Raw genomic sequence first — 21,810 nt, 5'->3', positions numbered from 1 at the left:
GCTCAACGTGACTCGACTTATGGGTCGTGGTCGAGTAGCTTGGCCATTCTCACAGATCCGGGCGGGCGGCTTTCCCGTACCCGGCTCTCCCCGAGAGTAACCCGCGTCATATCCGCGCCTGCGCCCATGTGCGAGTGATGCGTGGAGTTGGCAGGCGGAAGCGTGCCGTCAGGGCCTCGAACTCCGGCCAGCCCATGCGCCGACTTTTCTGGCTACGCCGTCTCAGACAACGCAGCCAGGTCCGACGCACTTCGCGGTAGAAGCCGTTGAGCGCTGGGTAATTGTGCGGCCTGCCATAATAGCCATAGTGCCCGCGCAGCACGGCGGCGAGGCACTCGTGCTGCGTGGCGAGTGCCGCGTGCATGAGCCGCCAGGCTTCCTGGCGCAACGCCGTCAGCTTGCGCGTCAGGCGTTTCCCTTCCGTCTTGTGCTTCACGATGAACCAGCCATCTCGGGTCCGCGCACAGTAGTGAGTGAAGCCGAGGAAAGCGAAGGTCTCTGGCCGCCGCTCGCCGCGCCGCTGACGTGAGAGGGCCGCGAACCGGCCAAACTCGATCAGCCGCGTCTTGTCCTCATGAGGCGTCAGGCCGAAGCTGGCCAGCCGCGCCTTGAGGGCCAAGAGCATTTCCTGCGCATCTGCCTTGCTCTCGAAGCCCATGACGAGTCGAGTCGCCCGGGGGAGTTTCACCCCCAGGCGCTCACAGGTAGGGTCGAGGACTGGCGCGCCAGCAGGCCTTTCGACCGTGCCACGTTTCCAGTCCCCTCCACGTCGCACGCAGCATGCGGATTTCCCGCACTGCGCGCTCCCATTTGCTTCACACCAAGGCTTATGGGACCTATCCGGCTAGAGCAGCTTTCGGTCCATCGCGTCGCACTCGATAGCCGTTGAACAGCCTAAGAGTGTCGTACAACCACGACCTATTCCACCGCTTCCAGCAGAAGCCCTTTCGTTTCCGAGCCTGAGCCAGATGGCGCCTGACCTTCTTCTCCACCCAATCTTTGATGAGGCTGAAGCACTCGTTGGAGTGTCCAACCGCGAAGTAGTTCACCCACCCCCGGAGCATCGGATTGATCAGGCTTATCACCCTGTCAATCGGCTGCGACCGGTAGCGGCGAAACACCTCTTTGAGCTCGCGCAGAAGCGCCGTCCGCTTTTTGAGCTTGGGCGTGTAATGCGGCCGCATCGCTCCGCGTAGACTGCGGAGGTAGCGGAAGTCGAACCCCAGGAAGCTGAAGCTTTCACCTCGTTCCAGGTCCACGGTTCGGCTCTTTTCATCATTGATTTCCACCTGCAGCTTGGCGAACTCCTCCCGGAGTCGTTTGGTCACGGCTCCAATCAGCCAGTCATGACGTTTATAGGCGTCGATCAAGACCACCAGTCGAGTCGCCCGGGGGAGTTTCACCCCCAGGCGCTCACAGATCCGGACGTGAACGTCTCCGCTCATCCGGCTCTTACCGTCCAGCCGCCGTCTTGTGCAGCATCGGCCAATGGGCCAACAGCGTGGGGGTGCGGCACGCAATGTCCCGTACCCAGTGCTCTGCCCGTCTTCGATGTCGCCGCAGACGTTTGTATTTCGACATCGCCCATCGCGCGAGACATCGGTCGAGATGGCGTAGTGTCGGATAAAGCGCCGACTTGTAGTACCGACCATAGTAGTTCATCCAGCCTCGAATGATCGGGTTGAACATCCTCGCCAGGTCGTCGATCCTCTTATCGACCCGGCAGCGTAGTTGCCAGGCACGGATTTCCTGTCGGATTGCCTTCGTCGCGGCATTGCTGACACCGGGGCTGAAGTTGACGAAGTGCTTTCCCCAACGATTCTTCGACCGACGGGCACGGAACGTGTAGCCCAAAAAGTCGAATTTCTGTTCAGGATAATCACCTCGCCGGTCGTCATCCTTACAATAGACTATCTTCGTCTTGTTCGGATGAAGCTCCAGTCCGCATTCGGCAAAGCGCTTCGCAAGCGCCTCCTTCAGTTCTTGTGCCTGCCGCTCACTGTCGCAATGGCAGAGAATATCATCGGCATAACGCTCGAACGGGATGCTCGGATGATTTCTTCGCATCCACATGTCGAACGTATAGTGGAGAAAGAGATTCGCCATCAGCGGTGATACCACCGAGCCCTGCGGCGTGCCCTTCTCTCGGGGTTCAAGGGTGCCGTCTTCCAGTTGAACGGGAGCTTTAAGCCACCGTTCAATGTACAACAACACCCAGGCGCAGTCCGTATGCTTCCGAATCGCCTTGAGCAAAAGTTCATGCGATATCGAGTCAAAATAGGCCCGAATGTCGAGATCGAGCACGAAGGGATGCCGCCAGCATCGCTGGCGAGCAACCCCAACGGCATCGAGCGCCGACTTTCCGGGTCGATATCCGAACGAGTCTGGATGAAAGTGTTTCTCCAAATCCGGCTCCAGATATCCTTTGACGACCGCCTGAGCAACGCGATCCGACACCGTAGGAATTCCTAGCGGCCTCTTCCCGCCGTCGCGCTTGTCGATCTGCACACGCTTGACCGGCGGTGGAAAGTAGCTGCCCGAAGACATTCGATTCCAGAGCTTGTACAGATTGCTCTGCAAGTCTGCCTCGAACACCTCGATCGACTGCTCGTCCACACCGGCTGCGCCCCGATTTGCTTTAACCCGTTTGTACGCCTCCCAAACCCAGCGCTTGGGGATGTCATACGGCTTTGCTTGACGCAAAAGAGTCCTCCCGTTTCCGGTTGTTCTTCCAATCAAGCGGGACAGTGCCGTGCCTTCGCTCCGCCACCATTACAGTGCCTTCGTCACTACTACACACGGCTCCGTCCCTGCATCGCGCATTGGTACTCAGACTCTTGTGGGGCTTCCACTTGAACCATTCCCTTGGCACCGCGATACAGGTTCCCACGTTCCGCACAGAAGCCTGAACCGAGGTCACGCCACCTCGCCTGCCGGACGCCGCCTGAGCCGTAAACAGGTATCGCTCAGACTGATCCCAAGATAACGACTACCCCTTGGTTTTGACGTCTTCCCTACGCTTTCGACAGTTCATCGGTGGTTCGCTTGCGCTCGTCTCCTCGATCCTTACCTGACAGAGTCTTGCTCTGCCTTTTCCGGTCTCGCTCACCACCTCGACCATTGGGCCGAAGCAGCAGCCGGTGGTTTGAACCCTGATCCTGCAACCCGAGTTCGAGGGGCCGACCCCCATCTTCTGTGCAGCAAGGCTGCTCAAAGGTGCTCTACATCACACCTCCTCCGCGCCGTCGTGGCGCACGATCGTCCGCGAAACGCGCGTATTCGACGTAGGTGTACTTGCCATTGCGGGTGACTTCCGCGCTCGCTCCAGCATCTTGTCCACCTCATTGAGGTAGAGATTACTGAGCAAGGGCGATATCACACCGCCCTGAGGAACGCCCTTCCTGCCGGAGGCTTTCAGCATGATCTTCAGGAGATGCATGATGTCCGCGTCATCAACCCGCCGCGCCACCTTCTCCAACAGCCGGTCATGCCGGACGTTGTCGAAAGACTACTCGACAGACTACCCACCACCGCGCTCATCATCTCGACGACTATCCCGATCAGGTAACCATCGTTCGGTCGCGCCAATCCCTTTGAGGGATCTGCGCTTAACGTGCTTGGCTGGTGTCATCGACGCGGCGAACTTCATCTGACGCTTGTACTGCCCGATGGTACCCGTGCCCTTGTACCGGCCGCGTGGACAGATCTGCCTATCGCACAACATTTACCGCGTGCAAGCCCGCAATGCGCTCGAGCGGCATTCCTGGCTTCCCACGCCGAGCTGCTGCACGCCCGGACGATCGTCGACGCTTTGCTGCGGCAATTGGATGCCGCGCATACTGTCCTGCCACCGGAATCGGAGGACAGCCATGCATGCAGCAGCTAAGCTTTCTCGACCCACCACCTCAGCGCGGGGCCGTACCCGTATGGGGGCCCTCGATAAAGAGCAGCGCGCACATCTCGTGCTGCGACTCGCCCGACTAATCGCCCGAGCAATCGCCACTGCCGGAGATCACAACGATGAACGAACTGAGCAAGATCACCGCTGAGCACCTCTGCCGATGCGCAATCGTCTACGTGCGTCAGTCCAGTACGACGCAGGTCGAGCATAATCGCGAGTCCACTGCCCGTCAGTACGAGTTAACCGAACGCGCCGCGCGGCTTGGTTGGCGACGCGATTAGGTGAAGGTCATCGATGAGGACCTCGGTGTTTCCGGTTCCGGCCTTTCCGAGCGCACCGGCTTCGCGCGTATGACCGCGGAGGTCGGCCTCGGCCAGGTGGGCATTGTGCTCGGCTTGGAAGTCTCGCGACTAGCGCGCAATAGTGCTGATTGGTACCGTCTGCTCGATCTATGTGGCCTGACCCACACGCTCATCGGTGATGGAGATGGGATTTATCATCCGGGCTTGTTCAATGACCGCCTGGTGCTCGGGCTCAAAGGTACGATGTCAGAGGCCGAGCTGCATGTGCTGCGTGCGCGGCTGCTCGGTGGCATCCGCAACAAGGCCGCACGCGGAGAACTGCACCGCGGGCTGCCGGTGGGTCTGGTACGGGGCGACGCCGACGGGGAGGTGCTGTTGCATCCTGACGAGTCGGTGCAAGCCGCGATCCATGCTGTCTTCGACCGCTTTGCCGAATTCGGCTCGGCACGACGCGTGTGGCTGTGGTTCCGCTCGCAAGGCCTGCGCTTTCCGCTGCACTCCAACAGCCTTGTCGATCTCCGCTGGGTCGCCCCCACTTACACAAAGATCCACCAGGTCCTCACCAACCCGTTCTATGCCGGCGTTTATGTGTATGGCCGCACCCAGCAGACATGCTATCTCGATGCGGGCGGTCGGATCCGAAAGCGCATCCGACAACGCGACCGCGAGCAGTGGCCGGTGTTCATTCGTGACCATCATGCCGGATACATCGATTGGAATACCTTCGAGGCGAACCAGAAGCGACTGGCGCGGAACATCCATCTCGACCGCACCAGAGCGGGGGTGCCGTGAGAGAAGGCGCAGCACTCCTGCAAGGCCTCGCCGTATGCGGACACTGCGGTCGGCGCCTGGCCGTACACTACAGCGGCCGGCTCTCGGCGCCCGGATATCACTGCGCCGGCAAGAACATCGTCAACGGCCGGGGCGAGTACTGCCTCAACATCGGCGGTGTGCAGATCGATGCGGCTGTCGCCGAAGCGTTCCTTGCGGCTCTCGCGCCCGCAGGCCTAGAAGCCTCGCTCCAGGCGATCGAGCAATTCGACGCCGATCACGAGACGACCCTCGCGCAGTTCCGTCGCGACGTCGAGCGTGCGCGCTACAACGCGCAGCGCGCCGAGCGACGCTATCGCGCCGTGGACCCGGAGAATAGACTCGTCGCGCGTGGACTCGAAGCAGAATGGGAAAGCGCTCTGCTGGAACTGAAGACTGCCGAATCCGAACTCTCGGACCGCGAACATGCCCGACCGCGCTCGCTTACGCACGAAGAACGCGACGCGATCCTTGCACTCGGTAAAGACCTCAAGCGTATCTGGTTCGCTCCCACGACGAGCGATCGCGATCGCAAGGAGTTGCTCCGCACGCTGCTCGACGATGTCACCTTGAGAGTCGAGCGCGATAAATACAACGCTCACCTGACGCTGCGTTGGCGCGGCGGTCTCTTCAGTGAAGTTAATGTCCCATTGCCGCACTCGTATCCATCGCCGATCCGCACCGCCGACGATACGATCGATCTGCTGCGGCGACTGGCTGCACATTATCCCGACACCAAGATCGCCGGCATCCTCAATCGCCAAGGCCGTACAACGGCCACAGGACTGTCGTTTACGGCAAATCGTGTGTCGAGCCTGCGGACGCACTGGGAGATCCCGTGCTTCCAGCCGAAACAGCAAGTGCAGGACGGCGAGTGCATGACGATCGAGAAAGCAGCACGCGCTCTCGGGATCGCACCCTCTACTTTGCATCGCTGCCTCAACGATGGCTTCATTGCCGGAGAGCAGATCACACCTGGCGCGCCGTGGCGCATCCGTATCAATGACGAGTTGCGGTCGCGCTTTTCCACACTTGCTGCTTCGAGATATCAAACGGTTTTCGCTGCACTCACGCGCCTCCTCCTCTTGCGAGTTGAACGCCAAATACAGCTGTCTGACCCGACCCCTTTTGCTCCAGCCGCATTACCAGCCTTCATCGCTCGTACGAGTCGGTCCGTCCCAGTGCTCCGCATCGGGTGTTTCGCCTTGTGGTTTTGGCCACTTGTGCTTTTCCCTTGCCATCGGAACGACTGGTTCCCGCAGTGCCGTACTGAAGCCTGAGTCAGAGTCACGCCCCCTATACACCGGCCGCCATCTGTCCAGTAATCAGGTTTCCGACAGATTTGTCCCGGGCTCTGCACCCGCACCCGGTTTTGACGACATTTGATTTTAACGACGCGTCTTCGAGGGTTTATTTGCATTCGTCTCTCTGACTCGCACCTGCTGGGGTTCTTCCCCACGCTTTACTCCAGCGCTCACGACCATGGCTCTTTACCTAGGCCGCCTGGAGTGGTTTGAAGCCTGCTCCTGAAAACCGACTTCGGAGGGCCCGCCTCCATCTTCCGTACAGCTTCTTGTTTGATTGGATTAGTTCATCCTGAACCTCCTCTCTTACGACTGCGGCACACAGTGCAGGTAGATGTTGCCGAGGAGCGGTGAAATCACCGTCGCAAACAGCGAAGGCCACCGAGGATCTCGACCTCGTCGAGTCCAAGACTTCCTGGCCTTTGGAGGCCGAGCGTCACAATGGCGTCGCCCCCCAATGCAGGGCTGGCGGCGCTGCTCACATTTGCTCGCTTTCTTGCAACCGAACAGCCTGCCTATCTAGCCAAGCTGCAGCGCGTGCTAGGCATACCGTTCAAACGCAGCGCACGCAGCAAGCCGATCGAATAAAGTCGAAGCGCTGCTCAAATCGATCGATCGCTCCACAAACAGGTAAGCGCGACTACGCCTTGTTTCGCACTGATGCTCAACACGGGTGCCCGCGTTCAGGAGATACTCGATCTGCGGCTATCCGACATCCGCACTGATCCTCCTCGTCAAGTCCGGCTGCACGGCAAGGGCGGCAAAACACGACTGTGTCCAATTTGGCCGCAAACTGCACGGCTTCTGCAAGAACTCTCGAACAGTGCTGCTCACTCAGAAGTCAGGGACGCTCCGCTATTCGTGAACCGCCAGGGCAACAAGTTGACCCGCTTTGGCGTTCGTTACCTGCTCAAGCACATCACAGCCGGAGCCAGAGCAACCCGCACACTGTTAGGAGAAGCGCATCCATCCGCATTCCTTGCAGCATACAAGCGCCATTTTTCTTCTTGCGTCCGCTGCCTCCATTTGTTCCAGCGCCTGGGCATCAAGCATCGTCCCGGCCCGATCCTTCTTAGAGGTGAGAGATGACCTCTGGTGGCTCGCTCAGATCAGCGTCAAAGTTGACGAGACAAAAGCGTCATGTTTCGAGGATCAGGCGCAGAATTACTGCTCCGCGACGGGCGATATTGCTTAAATTCAGATTCCGAAGCCCGGTACTAATTATCGAGCTGTATCGCCGGCCCGGCTTGGTGCAGGTCAAGCTTTCAGTAAAGGAGAAGTAGAGGATGATCTCTGAGGGGTTCATTACCTGTGTAGTCACAGGGGCTGGGAATTCGGTGGAGCGTAGCCCGCATGTCGGAGCAGATCGCTAGGTAGCTCGCGGGAGGAAAGACACGAATGAAAGTCCTAATCACCGGCGCGGCGGGCTATCTCGGCGCGGAGCTGGCGCGAGCATTCCGCGACGAGCACGCCCTGACTCTGCTCGACATCTGCCGTCCGGACGGAGCCGACGACGGGGGCGACGAGCGCTGGGTCGTCGGTGACGTCACTGACCTAGAGCGGTTGCGGCCGATCGTCGCCGGCCACGACGCTGTCGTGCACACCGTCGCGCTGGTCCGCGACCGTTTTTCGGCGCCATTACAACGGTACGTCGACGTGATGGTGAAAGGCACCTGGAACATCGCGCAGGCCTGCGCGACCGAAGGCGTCGCCCGCCTGGTCAACATCTCCAGCATCGCGGTCTACGGCGGCGCGCGATCGCACGACCAGGTCATCACCGCCACGGACGCGTACTCGAAGGAGGACCTGTTCTACGGGCTGTCCAAGCGGCTCGGCGAGGAGATCGTGAACGCCTACGGCGTCGTGTATCCGGAGTTGGCCACGGTCAACATCCGGCCAGGCGTGATCGCCGGCGACGGCGCGAATTCGGGCCCGGTCCGCAGCCCGGACGCCAGGCGCTACTGGTTCCGCTATGTCGACGTACGCGATGTCGCGGCGGCGGTGCGCGGTAGCCTCGCGAAGGACCCGGCACCGCGCGGCTCGTACGCGGTGGTCGCCGCCCGCGACGACGCACTGTACGATTGGCGCAGCGGTGCCGAACAGCTCGGCTATGTTCCCGAGCACACCTGGCCGTCGGTATGACTGCCACGGGCGCGCCACGGATCGCGCTGGTCACCGGCGCTAGCAAAGGCATCGGCCAGGCGCTCAGCCTCGCGCTGGTCCGGGTCGGCGTCGAGGTCTATGGCAGCGGCCGGGACACCGAGGGGCTGGAGCAGACCCTGCAACTGTGCAAGCCGTACGGTACCTTCCACCCGCAGGTCGCCGAGGTGCGGTCCGAGGCAGACGTCGAGCGGGTGGTCGCCGAGCCGCCCCGGCTCGACTTCTGCTTCAACAATGCTGGCATCGCCCGATGGCGGCCGTTCCTGGAGACACCGCTGACCGAGATCGAGGAGATAGTCGCGGTCAACGTACTCGGCGCGTTCCTGGTGATGAAGGCGGCCGCGGCTCGCATGGCGCGCGAGGGCGGTGGCCGGATCGTCACCATCGCGTCCGACGCGGCGACCAAGTCAATCCCAGAGATGGGTCCGTACGTCGCCAGTAAGCACGCCATTTCCGGATTGTCCAAGACGGTGGCTGACGAGCTCGCATCCAGCGGCGTCCAGGTGACCACGGTTTACCCGAGCGGTGTCCACACGTCGCTTCTCATGAAGGAACCCCTTCCACCAATCCGGCCGGGCCGTATGGATCCCGACGAACTCGCCGGCACGATCGTCGCGGCGATGCTCGCGGCCGGAACCACCGTTAGGATCGCCGAGCTGCACCTCCAGGGCTGGAAGTACCGCCGGCCGTAGGACGTCAGAATCGGACGGCGCCGATGCCGACCACGTGCGGTCAGCAGCACGGCCGCGGCCACCCCGGTAGCCGTTCGACCCGCGGCGAGAATTCGCCCCCCGACCGCGCAACGCCGGCCCGGCGAGCCGGGAGCCGCGCCGAGGCCGCAGCACGATCACGGCGACCACGAGCGCTGCCAAGGCGCTCATCGCTACTCTGCGCGGGGATCGCACTCTAGATGTGAGCTTTCAGGAGGTTGATGGGATGGACGCCCCTCACGGCATCGCTGTGCCAAAGCGGCGTCGTTGACCATCACTTGAACGGAGGTGTCCATGTCGGAAGTTAGCATAATCGGGTTGGATCTGGCGAAGAATGTGCTCCAGATGCACGGCGCGGATGCATCTGGGGCCGTGCTTTTCCGCAAGAAGCTGCGCCGCGACCAGGTGCGCAAATTTCTTGCCACGCAGCCGGCTTGCACGGTCGCCATGGAGGCCTGCGCCAGCAGCCATTACTGGGCGCGCGAGATCGCGAGGCTGGGGCATGAGGCGCGACTCATTGCGCCAGACTATGTAAAGCCTTTCGTGAAGCGGCAGAAGAATGATGCCGCCAATGCGAAAGCGATCTGCGAAGCCGTCCCGCGGCCGACCATGCGTTTCGTGGCGGTGAAGAGCGCGGAGCAGCAGGCGGCGGCCGTTGTGTTTCGCGCTCGCGACCTCCTGGTGCGTCAGCGCACCCAGACCATCAATGCGATCCGCGGCCATCTGGCCGAATTCGGATGGTAGCGGCGCAAGACCCCTCCCATGTTGCCAAACTCGTGTCGGCGATCGAGGACCGTGACACCGACATTCCTGAGCTGGCCCAACCGACCCTACACCTTCTCGTGGAGCAGTTGCGATCACTGGACGAGAGGGTGGCGCCGCTCGACAGAGAGCTCGCCCGGCGCGCGAAGGAGGATGCCGAAGCGAGGCGGCTGATGACGATCCCGGGAATCGGGCCGATCATGGCGACGGCGCCCGTCGCCCTGACGCCGACAGCGCAGGCCTTCAAGAGAGGACGCGACTTTGCGGCGCGGCTGGGGCTCACCCCGCTGCAGCGCTCCACGGGCGGAAAGCAGAAGCTCGGCGAGACATCTCGCATGGGCGAACGAACCCTACGTCGACTGCGGATGCGCTGGGCAATGCGCAAAGGCTCGATCGCAGATCCTTGGCTTGCGCGCATGCTTGCCCGCAAGCCGCCCATGCTGGTGATCGTCGCCCTCGCCAACAAGATGGCACGTATCGTCTGGGCATGGATACGCGCCTCGAGCACGCGAGGTTGAATTGGACCCGATGCGCGAACTCCCATACGGGCCGGCGGCATGTGACAGCCGCAGCAAATGGCCGGACACATGTCAGCACCCGACCACGCTCCGTGCTCTTCGGAAGATTCTTCTTGCACCAACGGGGGCGTCCACACATGTCCATAACGACGATATCGCCGGACCTCATCAGCCGGGTCACCGACGCCGTCGTCGAGGAGGCCCGGGAATGGCAGAGCCGGCCTCGCGACGCCGTGTACCCGATCGTCTTTTTCGACGCGCTGCGGGTCAGATACGCGACGACGGGCCTGGTCAAGAACAAGGCCCGTCTACGTCGCGCTGGCATACAATGCCGATGGCGAGAAGGACGTCCGGGGGATGTGGATCGAGCAGACCGAGGGTGCTAAATTCTGGCTGCGGGTCGTAAACGAGCTCAAGGCGCGCGGCGTCAACGACATTCTGATTGCCGTCGTCGACGGACTGAAGGGCTTCCCGAGGCGATCACGTCGGTCTACCCGCAAACGTTGGTGCAGGCCTTGCATCGTGCACCTGATCAGGAACAGCTTTGCCTTCGTCTCCTGGAAGGACCGCAAGGCGATCCTGCCCTCGATCAAGACTATCGGGCCGAGAACGCCGACACAGCTCTGGTGCGGCTTGCGGAGTTCGAGGCCGAATGGGGCCAGCGCTATTGCGCCATCGGGATCTGGCGCAATGCGTGGGAGGACGTGGTGCCGTTCTTCGCTTTCGCGCCAGGCATCCGCAAGATGATCTACACGACCAATGCAGTCGAGGCGCTGCACCGGTCGCTGCGCAAGATCATCAAGACCCGCGGCAGCCGGCGTCCATTGGTGCCGGCCAGTTGAATGGACCGCCGCACTGGGACAGTTTGCCATCCAGTTCGGCGCGCACTTTCCGGGGGCAGCGCGCTGATGATCGAACCGACCTCACGGCGCCGACGATGGTCGCTTGGTCCGAGCCTTCGCCGTTAAGCCCCTCGCCCGCAGCGCGCCGCTCCGCGCTTTCCGAGCTTGACCACTCGGTCCGGCCAAGCAGAGTTGTCGGCCATGCCGTCGATACCACCCCTCAATGTCTAAAACACCAAAATCCACCTTCACAGAAATCCCCTACACAGAATTTCGGACATTCCCGGCAGCGATGCTGGTGCTCGAACCGATCTTCGAAGCCGACCTTCCACCCGATCGCCTCGTTGGCCTGCGTCAGCAAGAACGTCTGATGGCGCAGCCGCCCGAGCAGATAGGTCTGGGCGAAGCGCACCCCACCTTCGACCTTGGGCTTGTCCTTGGCGCCGCGGTCGCGCTGGGAGGACGGCGACACCATAATGCGCCGTCATCATCCCGTAGCTGCGAGTGATTTCGGGATCGTAGAACGACGACTTATGCACCGCGCTCTTGAGATTGTCCGGGTTCTGTGCCGGACATCGTTATGTGCCGAATGCCGTCACAACCTGCATTTCTAAGCATTATCTCCGCGCCAGCGGCAACATAACGGAGCGCTCGTGGCATGGTGATCTTCTTCTTTCCTTAGGAGATTGTCATGCTGGAGAAGTACTACATCCGCCCCACCACCATCGATCGCATTCACAAGTCCTGGATCGCTTCCGCAGTCGAGCAATACGTCAGCTGGATGGCAGAGCGTCGCTATACGGATAGCAGCGTGTCTCGCCGGATTCCCATCGTGGTGAGCTTCGGCGAGTTCGCAAAAGCTCACGGCGCCAGCGATGTCAAAAACCTGCCCGATTACGTCGAGCCATTCGTGCAAGCGTGGGTTGGTGAACGTGCCGGAGGACGACGCTCAGCCCGGCGACGTAAGCAGGTTGGCAATGAAGTCCGCAATCCTATCCGCCAGATGCTAAGGCTGACGATCCCCGGCTACATTGGCCGGGGTCGTCCTCATAAGCCAGACAACCCGTTCGAGCGCCAAGCTCCGGCGTTTTTGAGGTACCTGACCGAAGAGAGGGGACTTCGCCAGCGTTCGATACACCAGTACCAATTTAATTTGCGTCAGTTCGCGGCCTACCTTGAGCGCATCGGCGTCCACGACCTCGCAAAACTATCGCCAACCGTGCTCAGCGGGTTCATTGCCGAGTACGCTCCACCACGAGTTTCCTGGTCAACGGTGCGCAATGCATGCGGAGTTCTGCGGGTCTTTTTGCGTTATCTCAATCGTGAAGGGGTTATGGCCAAGGATCTCAGTTCGCTTGTCGAGTTTCCGCAGTCGTACCGGCACGCTGGCGTGCCACGATCAATCAGTTGGGAGCAGGTCGAGCAAGTGCTGGCGGGTATCGACAGACGGTCCGCCTCTGGCAAGCGCGATTATGCGATGATGCTGTTGCTTGCGACCTATGGGCTGCGGGCAGCGGAGGTCGCCTCGCTCACGCTTGATGACATCGACTGGCGCAACGAACGGCTTAAGATCCGGGAATGCAAAGCAGGCAATACCACCACTTATCCGCTCTCGGCGGGGTGGGAGCAGCGATCGTCGATTACCTCAAAAACGGGCGACCAGCCACGACATGCCGCGAGGTGTTTATGCGCTGCTGTGCCCCGCACGCCCCGATTGGCTCCGCCGCGGTTGTCTGTCGCGCCGCCCATTTCATCCGCAAAGCCGGCATTAGCGTGCCACGAGCCGGTTCGCATGTCCTACGGCACAGTTGTGTGCAGCGCCTGCTAAACGCCAATTTCTCCCTGAAGCATATCGGCGACTACGTCGGCCACCGCAGCGCCTCCTCCACCCAGATCTACGGAAGATCGCCGTCGAACAGCTGCGTGAGGTTGCATTCGGCAATGGGGAGGACGTGCTGTGAGCTCCGATGCACGTTTCCAGAGTTTTCTCGGCCGCGAGATCGAGCAATTCCTCGCCCACAAGCGCTCTTTGCGACGGCGCTATGTTGTCGAAGAGAAGACGCTCGCGCTGTTCGATGCCTACTTGTCGAAGAACAAAATTGGTAGCCTTAGTGAGGTAACCCCGGGACTGGTGGATGAGTTTCTTCTCTCGCGTCCGCGATCGCGGCCAAGAAGCTATAATCACCTACGCTCTACGGTGGGACGACTGCTCTCGTATCTCGTCGATCACGGGAAGCTCGCCCAGACACCGCTGAGATCACCGCCGCGTCGCGGAAGATATCAGCGCACACCATTTATCTTCGACACAGACACAGCCAATCGGTTGCTCGCCCTTGCCAAGGCGCTGCCGAGCCATGGTGGTACGATCGAGCGTGGCAACACGTATTTCGTATTGTTCGCCGTGCTGTATGGGCTGGGACTGCGCGTCGGGGAGGCCTGCCGGCTGCGCCTCAAAGACGTCGATCTGGAGCGGCGGTTGCTCATTATCCGGGAGACGAAATTCTACAAGAGCCGCCTCGTCCCATTTGGACCAAAGCTCGGAACGCTCCTGGCGCAGCATCTACGTCAACGCCAGAATACGGCGCACGCAGCCATTGCTGCAGACGACGCGCCGCTGTTCTGCTTGCGCGGGGGGGGCGGCCAATCAACCCTGGCACGATCAGCCAGACCTTTCACGCTATGGTCCCGAGCTTAAATCTGCAGATCCCGCCAGGCATTTCGCCGCCGCGTCTGCACGATCTGCGACACTCGTTTGCCGTTGGTACACTCACGCGCTGGTACAGGCTCGGCCTCGATCCTCAGACGAAGCTTCTTACACTCTCGACTTTCATGGGGCACGGCGACATCAATTCCACTGCGGTGTATCTGACGCCGACCCCGGAGCTTCTCGAACACGCCAACCGCCGCTTCCGTGCCTTCGCTGCGACAACGCTTGGGGAGGATCAGTCATGACCCCCTCCCTCGGTACACTGGTTCAGTCATTTTTCACCGATCATCTCCCGGTACAGAAGGGCCTGCGGCTCGGTTCGATCCGCAGTTATCGTGACACGATCCGCCTGTTCCTGTGCTTCGTGTCCGAGCAGCGTGGTCGCCGGATTGCTACACTGGCCCTTGATGACCTGACGTTCGAACGAAGTCTGGCGTTCCTGAGGCACCTGGAGCAAGAGCGCGGTAACTCGGTGCGTACTCGCAATCAACGGCGGGCAGCACTGAACACCTTCTTTGCCTACCTCGCTGTGCGTGCACCCGAGATGCTGGCGGTTTGTCAGCAGGACGCGGCGATCCCCGTCAAGCGTACATCACTGCCCGATACACATTTCCTCGAGCGAGAAGAGGTAACGGCCTTGTTTCGTTCGCTGCCTCGACAAGGTCATCTCGCGCTGCGCGACCATACACTGTTGCTCTTCCTGTACAATACGGGCGCTCGGGTGCAGGAAGTTGCCGATCTTCGTATCGAGCACCTCGAACTCAAGCCGTCGGCCAAAGTCCACTTGCACGGTAAGGGTGACAAGTGGCGCACGTGCCCGCTTTGGGATGAGACAGTGAAGTATCTCCAGGCACTCCTGGCCCAGCATAGCGCATCGCCAGGCGAGCCAGTCTTCTGCGCTCCGAAGGCCCGTCCTCTAACGCGGTTCGGAATCTATAAGATTGTCCGACGACACGGCGCATCCTTCGATACACACGGGCCGAAATCCAGGCGGGTCAGTCCGCATCTATTCCGGCACACCGCTGCCTGCCACCTCCTGGAATCCGGTGTCGAAGTTAATGTCATACGGAGTTGGCTCGGGCACGTGAGTCTCGACACGACAAACCGTTATGCCGAGCTGACGCTGCGCGCTAAAGCCGAGGCGCTGCGCGCCTGCGAAGTGGGTTCCGATATTTCAACGGTGTCCCGGACTCGCGCCGCCTGGAAGGACGATAAAACCCTGCTCGCCTGGCTCAACTCGCTGTAGCTCATTATGTGCCCACGCGCCCATGATCCGCCCTCGAAAGCCTCGCCCACGCCGACACCGGCCACATAACGATGTCCGGCACATAACCTCGATTTTGTTACCAGTAACAAAATCGAGGACCACCTGGCGCGGTACGCCGCCGAAGAAACGGACCATGCGCACGTGCGCCTCGATCCACGCCGCAAGCATCTGCGTCCAGGTCCCTTCCGCGTAGGTGTAGTTGGATGCGCCCAGGACGGCGACGAATATCTCGGCATAGCGCACCCTCGCCGGTCGCCGGATTGGCAATCCCGATCTTCTTACCGGCGTAGTCGACGAACACCTTGTCGCCGGCCGTATGATGCTGCCGCATGACCGGCGAGAGCCGGTGCTCGAACTCGCGAAAGAGATCGCAAAATCGCGAAATATGTTCACAATCACATATTTCGCGGTTCTGCGAGCTCTACCGCGCCTGGGAAGGCCGCCTGTCGGTGACGATGCGCCAGTCGCATACGTCCGGCGACAAGCTGTTCGTCGACTATGCCGGCGACGGCGTGCCGGTGGTAATCGACCGGTTCACCGGCGAGCGACGCGCCGCGCAGATCTTCGTCGCGGTGCTCGGCGCATCGAGCTTCACCTACGTGCAGGCGACCTGGACGCAGGGGCTCGCCGACTGGATCAGTGGCCACGTCGGCGCCTTCGAGGCGATCGGCGGCGTGCCGGCGCTGCTGGTGCCGGACAATACCAAGGTCGCAGTGATCAAGGCCTGCCTCTACGACCCGCAGATCAACCGCAGCTACGCCGACATGGCGGCGCATTACGGCACCGCCATTCTGCCGGCCAGGCCGCGACGGCCACGGGACAAGGCGAAGGTCGAACAGGCGGTCCTCATGGTCGAGCGCTGGCTGCTCGGGCGGCTGCGCCACCGCACCTTCCACAGCCTCGCCGAGGTCAACGCAGCGATCACCGAGCTAATGACCCGGCTCAACGAGGAGCGGCCGATCCGGCGGCTCGGCGTGACCCGCCGCAAGCTATTGGAGGAGATCGACCGGCCGGCGCTCAAGGACTTGCCGGAGAGCCCCTACGTGTTCGCCGAGTGGCGGATCTGCCGGGTCAGCATCGACTATCACGTCGAGGTCGAGGCGCATTACTACAGTGTTCCGCACCGCTTCGTGCGCGCCGAGGTCGAGGTGCGCTTCACCGCCCGCACCGTTGAGATTTTCCACAAGGGCGAGCGGATCGCCGCGCATCAGCGCATGAGCGACAACCACAAGCACACCACCGTGCCGGAACACATGGCGTCCAGTCATCGGCGCTACGCCGGCTGGACCATCGAGCGCATCCGCAAGGAGGCCGCCACGATCGGGCCGGCCACCGCGGCGCTGTGCGACCTGATCCTCGATGAGCGGGCGCACCCCGAGCAGGGCTTTCGCGCCTGTCTCGGCATCATCCGGCTCGCCCGATCCTACGGGCACGAGCGGCTCGATGCAGCCGCCATGCGAGCGATCGATATCGGCGCGCGCACCTACGGCTCGGTCAAATCGATCCTCGCCAACAATCTCGATCGGCGGCCTTCACCCAAGCGCCCCGCCGACAACGCGCCGGTCCTCCATCCCAACATCCGCGGGCCGCGCTACTACAACTAGGAGATCATACTTTGCTCACGCATCCGACCCTCGATCAACTCCATCAACTCGGCCTTCACGGCATGGCCAAGGCCTTCGCCGACATCGAAGCCGGCGGCGAGGCTGCCAGCCTCGGCCATGCCGAATGGCTTGCGCTCCTGCTCGAACGCGAAGCGTCGCTGCGACGCGACAAGCGGCTCTCCAAGCGGCTGCAATACGCCAAGCTGCGTCAGCAGGCCTGCGTCGAGGACATCGACTATCGCACCCCGCGTGGCCTCGACCGCAGCCTGCTGACGATGCTGGTCGAAGGCCAATGGATCGACGACCATGCCAACCTTTTGATCTGCGGTCCCTCCGGGCTGGTGGCATGATGCACATCTCGCTATGTCATTGATAATCGAAGCTTCGTTGCCGCGGATCTTGTGATACTGCGCGACCATTGGTCACCGCATGACGGACTTCCTGCCGATTCAGGTCAATCTCCCGGATCACATACGGTGCGCCTACGCAACTCTGTTTGGCCGGCAGGATACCATCCTTGATTAGTCGTACCACCGTCATCTTGCTGAGACCCAAACGGCTTGCAGCCTCGTGCAGGATCAGCTCTCCACGCTCGACGCGTTCGCCATCTCGGTAGACAGGGATGTTGTGGTCGTTGCGGAAGACGCAAACGCGTTGCTGGGTCCACGTGTTGCCTTTGGCCGTGCGTGTGCCAAGCCGATTAAGAACGGACGCAATGCTCCCGTCCCGCAGCAAACGAGCCAGATCACAGATCAGCTGTTCAGTTGAAGCATCGGTCTTCCACCGATGCTGTCCGGCCCGGTTCTTCACAACTTCGAGCGCGGTGTGGTCGCCCCCCTTCCAGTGCAATTTTAGGTGCAATATTCGTGGCTCGACGGTGACGATGATCTCTTCGAGAACCGCTCTCAATATCCGCTTTCGTGTCGCGGCCGACACAGGCGCTCCACGTCTGTCCCTAGTCCAAGAATCTCTGCGCGTTCTGCGTCGGTTAGAGTGGGCGGCTGTTTGTCGCGGGCAATGCGAAGATCATCTTCGAGGCGCGCCACTTCCGCAAGCGGTTCATTCCACCGCCGCTCGAGATCTCCAGCGACCAGGCGGTTTTCTGGATCAACCGCATCATATTGTCGGTGTGCGCGAGCCGCTTCATAGCGTGCCTGCTCGAGCGCAAGCTCTATGTGCTGCAGCCGCTCTCGGCCGGCGCGCTCGCGGTCCGCGATTGCTTGCAGAGCAGCGTCTGGGCCGAGAGGCGCAATCACCGATAATACCTCGGCCGACACAGCTGCATCGATTCGCACATTGCCAAACGCAATGCACTTCGTTCGTCTTCCGTGATTAACGCTGGCATCGTTGCAAAGGTAGCGCGCAACACCTCGCAGCCCATTATGCTGCACTTTGAGCTTGCGACCGCAACGTCCACAACGCAACAGGCCGACCAGCAATCCACCGCCATTGCGCACCGATCCCGGCACCATCGCGCCCTTCATGTTAGCGTTCCCGTTGATGGTCCGTTGATTGTTCTCGTAATCCTGCCAGGAGATGTAGCCGTCGTGATGATCACGAATCAGAACTTCCCAGTCTTTCTGCGTTCGCCGTACATTACGGGTGACCAGCTTGCGGCCGGCTTCGATTCGAACCTGCGAGCCGGTCCGACCAAATACGTAGGCGCCAGCATAGATCGGATTGGTCAGCAGCCGGTGAATCGTATTGTAGCGTGGCAGCCGCCACTCTACCATTCGGCCGCGTGGACCATACACGACAATCGGCATCTTGATGCCGTTATCGCATAACCAAATCGCGACCTGGCGCACGCTGCCAAACTCGGCAAACTTACGGAACGCCAGATGGAGCGCCTCGCGCACCCGCCTGTCCGGATCCAGCTCAAGCTTGTCGTCGCTGCTGCGCACGTAGCCGACGGCCACACTCGTGTGAAGATCGCCATGTACTGCCTTGAGGCGCAGTGCTTCTTGTGAGCGCTGGCGCAAGATCGTTAGTTCCAGTTCGCTGAACGTCCCCTTCATACCTAGCAGCAGTCGGTCATTGGTGAGCTTTGGATCGTAAACGCCTTCCTCATCAATGATCAGGCTGTTCACCAGCGTGCAGAACTCCAGAAGTGTGTGCCAGTCGCGGCCATTACGGGCCAGGCGGGAAGCCTCGACGGCCAGCACAGCGCCGGCGCTTCCGGTGCAGATCGCGGTCAGCAAGCGCTCAAAGCCGGGACGCGCTGTGCCGCCCCCCGAGCGACCAAGGTCATCATCGATGACGATGACGTTTTCCCAGCCAAGCAGCTGTGCGCGAGTTGCGAGCGCGTACTGACGCCGACGGCTCTCAGGATTATTGACGAGTTGGTCCGGGGTCGATTGCCGCACATAGACATAGGCGCTGCGTGATAAATGATCAGACGTTATCTTATTCATTGTCCGCCTCCGTCACCTTTGCGCGGGCGGTGCTGCATTCGTCGAGAAGAAGTTTGAGCAGACTTGTAACTTCCAAACGAATCAGCGGATCGAGCCGCTGGTGCTGGACTGTGCCTGCCGTGACCGCCGCCAGATCGAGCTGTCGCCATTGCTGTTCCATCATCACCTCCAACCGTCCGACTCGTTCCAGATGATGGTGACGACGATACGCGCTGTGCATCAACGAGGCCGCGAAGTGCGCGCAACGAATCCAGGGGAAGCCGAGGGACTTCAACCGTCGGCAGTGCCGCGGCGGAATTCTCTGTCATCCATGCCGGCAGCAAGGCGCGAGAGCCGTCGGGCTGTTCGATCACGAAGTGATGGCGAGCCCCGTGAATGACGCGCCTCAAAGCAATGACGCGCTCACCAGCGCGTGGATGATGTCGATATTGAATGACAACTTCGAACGGATGTTCTTGGGTACTATGTCGCGTGCTCGCCCGGCGTCGGCAAGAGCTGGCTCGCCTCGGCACTCGGCAACAAGGCCTGCCGCGACAATCGTTCCGTGCTCTATCAGCGCTCCCGCGGCTGTTCACCGATCTCGCTCTGGCGCGCGGAGACGGCCGCCACCCCCGTCTGCTGCGTGCCCTCGGCCGCGTCGATCTTCTCATCCTCGACTTATGTGGAGCGCACAGTGATGTGGAGTTGAGGGCCGAAAGTCGGCGCCGGTCCGGCTTTTGACAGCCGCCAACTCCACATAATTTACCTGTAGGTCATAGCCTCTTCAGCCAATCAACGATGTTGATCGCCGCAGAAGAGACGTGCCCGGCACGAGGCGGTGCGAGGATCTCAGGGAACACCTGCATAAGCGCCTGGCGTTTGAGATCGATGTCCGCCCTTGCATAGGTCATGGTTGTGTTCAGCGACGAATGTCCAAGCCATTGACTGATGGTCGCGAAGTCGACGCCCGCCTTCAGGAGAAAGATGGCGGTCGTATGCCGCAAGGAATGGGGATGGATCCGCTTCTCCTGCAGCGTGCGGGCTGCCCTGGCTCCGACTCCGATGTGCTTCTTGAGCAGGTACCGAACGCCAAAGCGGGTCAACTTGTTGCCCTGGCGGTTCACGAACAGCGGAGATTCGCTGCCCCCTGAATGAGCGACGTTGTTCGAGAGCTCTCGGAGAAGCTGTGCGGTTTGCGGCCAAATTGGACATAATCGAGTTTTGCCGCCCTTGCCATGCAGCCGGACTTGATGAGGAGGATCAGTGCGGATGTCGCACAGCCGCAGATCGAGTATCTCCTGAGCGCGGGCACCCGTGTTGAGCATCCGTGCGAATAACGCATAGTCGCGCTTGCCCCGCGGTGTGGAGCGATCGATCGAATTGAGTAGCGCTTCGACTTCCTGCGGCTCAAGGTATTCGATTGGCTTGTTACGCGCGCCGCGTTTGAACGGTACACCTAGCACGCGCTGCAGCTCGGCTAGATAGGCGGGCTGTTCGGTTGCGAGAAAGCGAGCAAACGTATGCAGCGCTGCCAGCCGCGCATTGCGCGTGGCGACGCCATTGTGACGCTCGGCCTCCAGAAAAGCCAGGAAGTCCTGGACCTGCTTCGCTGTGAAATCGACGAGATCGAGATCCTCGATAGCCTTGGCTGTTTGCGACGAAGTAAAACGCAGGAACAGCACGATGGCATCCCGGTAGTTGCGTATGGTGTGTCGGCTGATGCCCCGGAGCGTCGGTAGATACTCACGGAAGAACCGCTCGATGCCCTTGCCGAGTTCGTTAGGTCTTTGGGATCTCATGCGGCACCTCCGGTGATGAGGTGACCGAAGTGCGTCTCGAGCCGATGGCTGGCTGCAGCAGCGAGTTGCGGAATCCAGCGCAGGTAATAGGCAGTCGAAACAATCGAGACATGCCCCATATACATCGCAAGCTTCGGCAGATTGGATTGGACATCCGCACCTTGCTGGTACCATCGCAACAGCGACCCAACCGCGAAGCTGTGACGAAAATCATGAACCCGCGGGGTTCGTCCATCGGTGCCGCAAACGTTGGCTGCTCGGAACAGCGCTTGGACTCCTTGCCGGATGCCAGTACCCGTGTAGCCGCGCACCCGCCCCTTGCTGTTGCAAAGCAAGGGGGAATCCGATGAGCAGCTCAGGGGTGGCCGAAGCCGCTTCCGGAGGTACGACCTCAGCTCCCGAGCTGCGTCCGGCGACAGCGGGACGATCCGCGACTTGTGGAACTTCGACACTCGAATGTGCAAAATGCCGTGGCGCGGATCGACATCGGCCAGCGTAAGGCGCAGCAGTTCGCCCCGACGGAGCCCTGCCGTGTAGAGCAACACCACGGCAAGCCGCATCACGGCTGGCCTGAGCGGTGACGTTGAGGTCGGCGCCAAACGATCGGCGGCAGCCAACATCCTGGCAACGTCGGCCGCTCCAAAGATGACCGGCGGTGCATGCGGACACCGACGTGGGAGGCGGTTGATATCTGGAACGAAGCAAGTTGGCTCGGTCCGCCGACGATAGAG

At 61.2% G+C, this 21,810-nt stretch carries 21 protein-coding genes and 6 pseudogenes; 17 read left to right on the top strand and 10 right to left on the bottom strand.

What is annotated here, in order from left to right; genetic code table 11:
• Window positions 1-106: 106 nt before the first annotated feature.
• The 4 genes and pseudogenes from ACVMIH_RS37400 to ACVMIH_RS37385 form a co-directional block, all read right to left on the bottom strand.
• The gene (locus tag ACVMIH_RS37400; protein WP_456865392.1) at window positions 107-658 is read right to left on the bottom strand and encodes a hypothetical protein; all 552 of its coding nucleotides are present in this window, start codon (window positions 656-658) and stop codon (window positions 107-109) included.
• Window positions 659-836: 178 nt separating this feature from the next.
• Window positions 837-1,376 (bottom strand): group II intron maturase-specific domain-containing protein, encoded by a 540-nt coding sequence (locus ACVMIH_RS37395; RefSeq protein WP_456865389.1) that lies wholly within the window; start codon window positions 1,374-1,376, stop codon window positions 837-839.
• 76 nt (window positions 1,377-1,452) lie between these two features.
• A complete protein-coding gene (ltrA, locus tag ACVMIH_RS37390) occupies window positions 1,453-2,703 on the bottom strand; it encodes a group II intron reverse transcriptase/maturase (protein WP_456865386.1) in 1,251 nt (416 codons plus the stop codon).
• A 523-nt stretch (window positions 2,704-3,226) separates the two neighbouring features.
• Window positions 3,227-3,493 (bottom strand): annotated as a pseudogene (locus ACVMIH_RS37385) (hypothetical protein); the annotation flags it as partial.
• A 527-nt stretch (window positions 3,494-4,020) separates the two neighbouring features.
• Here ACVMIH_RS37385 and ACVMIH_RS37380 point away from each other — a divergent pair.
• The 10 genes and pseudogenes from ACVMIH_RS37380 (at window position 4,021) to ACVMIH_RS37335 (ending at window position 11,309) form a co-directional block, all read left to right on the top strand.
• Complete coding sequence (locus ACVMIH_RS37380; protein WP_456865383.1) at window positions 4,021-4,182, top strand: hypothetical protein; 162 nt, start codon at window positions 4,021-4,023, stop codon at window positions 4,180-4,182.
• Window positions 4,183-4,995 (top strand): recombinase family protein, encoded by an 813-nt coding sequence (locus tag ACVMIH_RS37375; RefSeq protein WP_456865380.1) that lies wholly within the window; start codon window positions 4,183-4,185, stop codon window positions 4,993-4,995.
• Window positions 4,992-6,293: a zinc ribbon domain-containing protein gene (locus ACVMIH_RS37370; RefSeq protein ID WP_456865377.1), complete on the top strand. Its 1,302-nt coding sequence runs from the start codon at window positions 4,992-4,994 to the stop codon at window positions 6,291-6,293. Before ACVMIH_RS37375 ends, ACVMIH_RS37370 begins: the two co-directional genes overlap by 4 nt.
• Window positions 6,294-6,758: 465 nt before the next feature.
• Window positions 6,759-6,905, top strand: coding sequence for a hypothetical protein (locus tag ACVMIH_RS37365; protein ID WP_456865374.1), 147 nt, complete (start codon window positions 6,759-6,761; stop codon window positions 6,903-6,905).
• A gap of 72 nt (window positions 6,906-6,977) precedes the next feature.
• Window positions 6,978-7,406, top strand: a complete 429-nt coding sequence (locus tag ACVMIH_RS37360) for a tyrosine-type recombinase/integrase (RefSeq protein WP_456865372.1) — start codon at window positions 6,978-6,980, stop codon at window positions 7,404-7,406.
• A gap of 309 nt (window positions 7,407-7,715) precedes the next feature.
• Entirely contained in the window at window positions 7,716-8,459 is a 744-nt protein-coding gene (locus tag ACVMIH_RS37355) for an NAD-dependent epimerase/dehydratase family protein (RefSeq protein ID WP_456865369.1), read from the top strand.
• The gene (locus ACVMIH_RS37350) at window positions 8,456-9,169 is read left to right on the top strand and encodes an SDR family oxidoreductase (protein WP_456865366.1); all 714 of its coding nucleotides are present in this window, start codon (window positions 8,456-8,458) and stop codon (window positions 9,167-9,169) included. The genes ACVMIH_RS37355 and ACVMIH_RS37350 overlap by 4 nt, the downstream gene beginning before the upstream one ends.
• Before the next feature lie 312 nt (window positions 9,170-9,481).
• Window positions 9,482-10,467, top strand: a pseudogene (locus tag ACVMIH_RS37345) (IS110 family RNA-guided transposase).
• Window positions 10,437-10,853: a transposase gene (locus ACVMIH_RS37340; protein ID WP_456865363.1), complete on the top strand. Its 417-nt coding sequence runs from the start codon at window positions 10,437-10,439 to the stop codon at window positions 10,851-10,853. Before ACVMIH_RS37345 ends, ACVMIH_RS37340 begins: the two are co-directional and overlap by 31 nt.
• Window positions 10,825-11,309, top strand: a pseudogene (locus ACVMIH_RS37335) (transposase). The gene ACVMIH_RS37340 and the pseudogene ACVMIH_RS37335 overlap by 29 nt, the downstream one beginning before the upstream one ends.
• A gap of 220 nt (window positions 11,310-11,529) precedes the next feature.
• On the opposite strand, the gene ACVMIH_RS37330 reads toward ACVMIH_RS37335, so the two are convergent.
• Window positions 11,530-11,784, bottom strand: coding sequence for a hypothetical protein (locus tag ACVMIH_RS37330; protein WP_456865360.1), 255 nt, complete (start codon window positions 11,782-11,784; stop codon window positions 11,530-11,532).
• Window positions 11,785-12,000: 216 nt separating this feature from the next.
• On the opposite strand from ACVMIH_RS37330, the gene ACVMIH_RS37325 reads away from it, so the two are divergent.
• The 6 genes and pseudogenes from ACVMIH_RS37325 to ACVMIH_RS37300 form a co-directional block, all read left to right on the top strand.
• A complete protein-coding gene (locus ACVMIH_RS37325; protein ID WP_456865357.1) occupies window positions 12,001-13,137 on the top strand; it encodes a tyrosine-type recombinase/integrase in 1,137 nt (378 codons plus the stop codon).
• Window positions 13,023-13,415 carry a tyrosine-type recombinase/integrase gene (locus tag ACVMIH_RS37320; RefSeq protein WP_456866639.1) on the top strand — a complete coding sequence of 131 codons (393 nt, stop codon included), beginning with the start codon at window positions 13,023-13,025 and terminating at the stop codon, window positions 13,413-13,415. Before ACVMIH_RS37325 ends, ACVMIH_RS37320 begins: the two co-directional genes overlap by 115 nt.
• Window positions 13,416-13,440: 25 nt before the next feature.
• The gene (locus ACVMIH_RS37315) at window positions 13,441-14,004 is read left to right on the top strand and encodes a tyrosine-type recombinase/integrase (RefSeq protein WP_456866637.1); all 564 of its coding nucleotides are present in this window, start codon (window positions 13,441-13,443) and stop codon (window positions 14,002-14,004) included.
• A 253-nt stretch (window positions 14,005-14,257) separates the two neighbouring features.
• Window positions 14,258-15,262 carry a tyrosine-type recombinase/integrase gene (locus tag ACVMIH_RS37310; protein WP_456865355.1) on the top strand — a complete coding sequence of 335 codons (1,005 nt, stop codon included), beginning with the start codon at window positions 14,258-14,260 and terminating at the stop codon, window positions 15,260-15,262.
• Window positions 15,263-15,687: 425 nt separating this feature from the next.
• Window positions 15,688-16,887: pseudogene (gene istA / locus ACVMIH_RS37305) on the top strand (IS21 family transposase); the annotation flags it as partial.
• An 11-nt stretch (window positions 16,888-16,898) separates the two neighbouring features.
• Window positions 16,899-17,228, top strand: a pseudogene (locus ACVMIH_RS37300) (ATP-binding protein); the annotation flags it as partial.
• 25 nt (window positions 17,229-17,253) lie between these two features.
• Here the strand turns inward: ACVMIH_RS37300 and ACVMIH_RS37295 are convergent.
• Genes ACVMIH_RS37295 through ACVMIH_RS37285 form a run of 3 tightly spaced genes read right to left on the bottom strand, consistent with a single transcriptional unit; the run spans window position 17,254 to window position 19,461 of the window.
• Entirely contained in the window at window positions 17,254-17,823 is a 570-nt protein-coding gene (locus ACVMIH_RS37295) for a helix-turn-helix domain-containing protein (protein WP_456865352.1), read from the bottom strand.
• Window positions 17,793-19,301 carry a recombinase family protein gene (locus ACVMIH_RS37290; RefSeq protein ID WP_456865349.1) on the bottom strand — a complete coding sequence of 503 codons (1,509 nt, stop codon included), beginning with the start codon at window positions 19,299-19,301 and terminating at the stop codon, window positions 17,793-17,795. The genes ACVMIH_RS37295 and ACVMIH_RS37290 overlap by 31 nt, the downstream gene beginning before the upstream one ends.
• On the bottom strand, window positions 19,294-19,461 hold the full coding sequence (locus ACVMIH_RS37285) for a hypothetical protein (protein WP_225649575.1): 168 nt from the start codon (window positions 19,459-19,461) through the stop codon (window positions 19,294-19,296). Before ACVMIH_RS37285 ends, ACVMIH_RS37290 begins: the two co-directional genes overlap by 8 nt.
• Before the next feature lie 312 nt (window positions 19,462-19,773).
• Between ACVMIH_RS37285 and ACVMIH_RS37280 the strand changes: the two are divergent.
• Window positions 19,774-19,958, top strand: a pseudogene (locus ACVMIH_RS37280) (ATP-binding protein); the annotation flags it as partial.
• Between the two features lie 95 nt (window positions 19,959-20,053).
• Here the strand turns inward: ACVMIH_RS37280 and ACVMIH_RS37275 are convergent.
• Together ACVMIH_RS37275 and ACVMIH_RS37270 are read right to left on the bottom strand one after the other, a co-directional pair.
• Complete coding sequence (locus ACVMIH_RS37275; RefSeq protein WP_456865346.1) at window positions 20,054-21,079, bottom strand: tyrosine-type recombinase/integrase; 1,026 nt, start codon at window positions 21,077-21,079, stop codon at window positions 20,054-20,056.
• Window positions 21,076-21,699: a tyrosine-type recombinase/integrase gene (locus ACVMIH_RS37270; RefSeq protein WP_456865344.1), complete on the bottom strand. Its 624-nt coding sequence runs from the start codon at window positions 21,697-21,699 to the stop codon at window positions 21,076-21,078. The genes ACVMIH_RS37275 and ACVMIH_RS37270 overlap by 4 nt, the downstream gene beginning before the upstream one ends.
• Window positions 21,700-21,810 lie beyond the last annotated feature (111 nt).

The sequence above is a fragment of the Bradyrhizobium sp. USDA 4503 genome (assembly GCF_054055815.1).
The sequence above is the reverse complement of the archived record's forward strand: the minus strand, read 5'-3'. Positions and strand labels throughout refer to the sequence as shown.

Bases quoted from the DNA above. Each gene is read 5' to 3' on its own strand.
- ACVMIH_RS37400 (WP_456865392.1), bottom strand. From the start codon at position 658: ATGGGCTTCGAGAGCAAGGCAGATGCGCAGGAAATGCTCTTGGCCCTC.
- ACVMIH_RS37380 (WP_456865383.1), top strand. From the start codon at position 4,021: ATGAACGAACTGAGCAAGATCACCGCTGAGCACCTCTGCCGATGCGCA.
- ACVMIH_RS37365 (WP_456865374.1), top strand. From the start codon at position 6,759: ATGGCGTCGCCCCCCAATGCAGGGCTGGCGGCGCTGCTCACATTTGCT.
- ACVMIH_RS37360 (WP_456865372.1), top strand. From the start codon at position 6,978: ATGCTCAACACGGGTGCCCGCGTTCAGGAGATACTCGATCTGCGGCTA.
- ACVMIH_RS37355 (WP_456865369.1), top strand. From the start codon at position 7,716: ATGAAAGTCCTAATCACCGGCGCGGCGGGCTATCTCGGCGCGGAGCTG.
- ACVMIH_RS37350 (WP_456865366.1), top strand. From the start codon at position 8,456: ATGACTGCCACGGGCGCGCCACGGATCGCGCTGGTCACCGGCGCTAGC.
- ACVMIH_RS37340 (WP_456865363.1), top strand. From the start codon at position 10,437: ATGGATACGCGCCTCGAGCACGCGAGGTTGAATTGGACCCGATGCGCG.
- ACVMIH_RS37330 (WP_456865360.1), bottom strand. From the start codon at position 11,784: ATGGTGTCGCCGTCCTCCCAGCGCGACCGCGGCGCCAAGGACAAGCCC.
- ACVMIH_RS37325 (WP_456865357.1), top strand. From the start codon at position 12,001: ATGCTGGAGAAGTACTACATCCGCCCCACCACCATCGATCGCATTCAC.
- ACVMIH_RS37310 (WP_456865355.1), top strand. From the start codon at position 14,258: ATGACCCCCTCCCTCGGTACACTGGTTCAGTCATTTTTCACCGATCAT.
- ACVMIH_RS37290 (WP_456865349.1), bottom strand. From the start codon at position 19,301: ATGAATAAGATAACGTCTGATCATTTATCACGCAGCGCCTATGTCTAT.
- ACVMIH_RS37285 (WP_225649575.1), bottom strand. From the start codon at position 19,461: ATGGAACAGCAATGGCGACAGCTCGATCTGGCGGCGGTCACGGCAGGC.
- ACVMIH_RS37275 (WP_456865346.1), bottom strand. From the start codon at position 21,079: ATGAGATCCCAAAGACCTAACGAACTCGGCAAGGGCATCGAGCGGTTC.
- ACVMIH_RS37270 (WP_456865344.1), bottom strand. From the start codon at position 21,699: ATGTTGGCTGCCGCCGATCGTTTGGCGCCGACCTCAACGTCACCGCTC.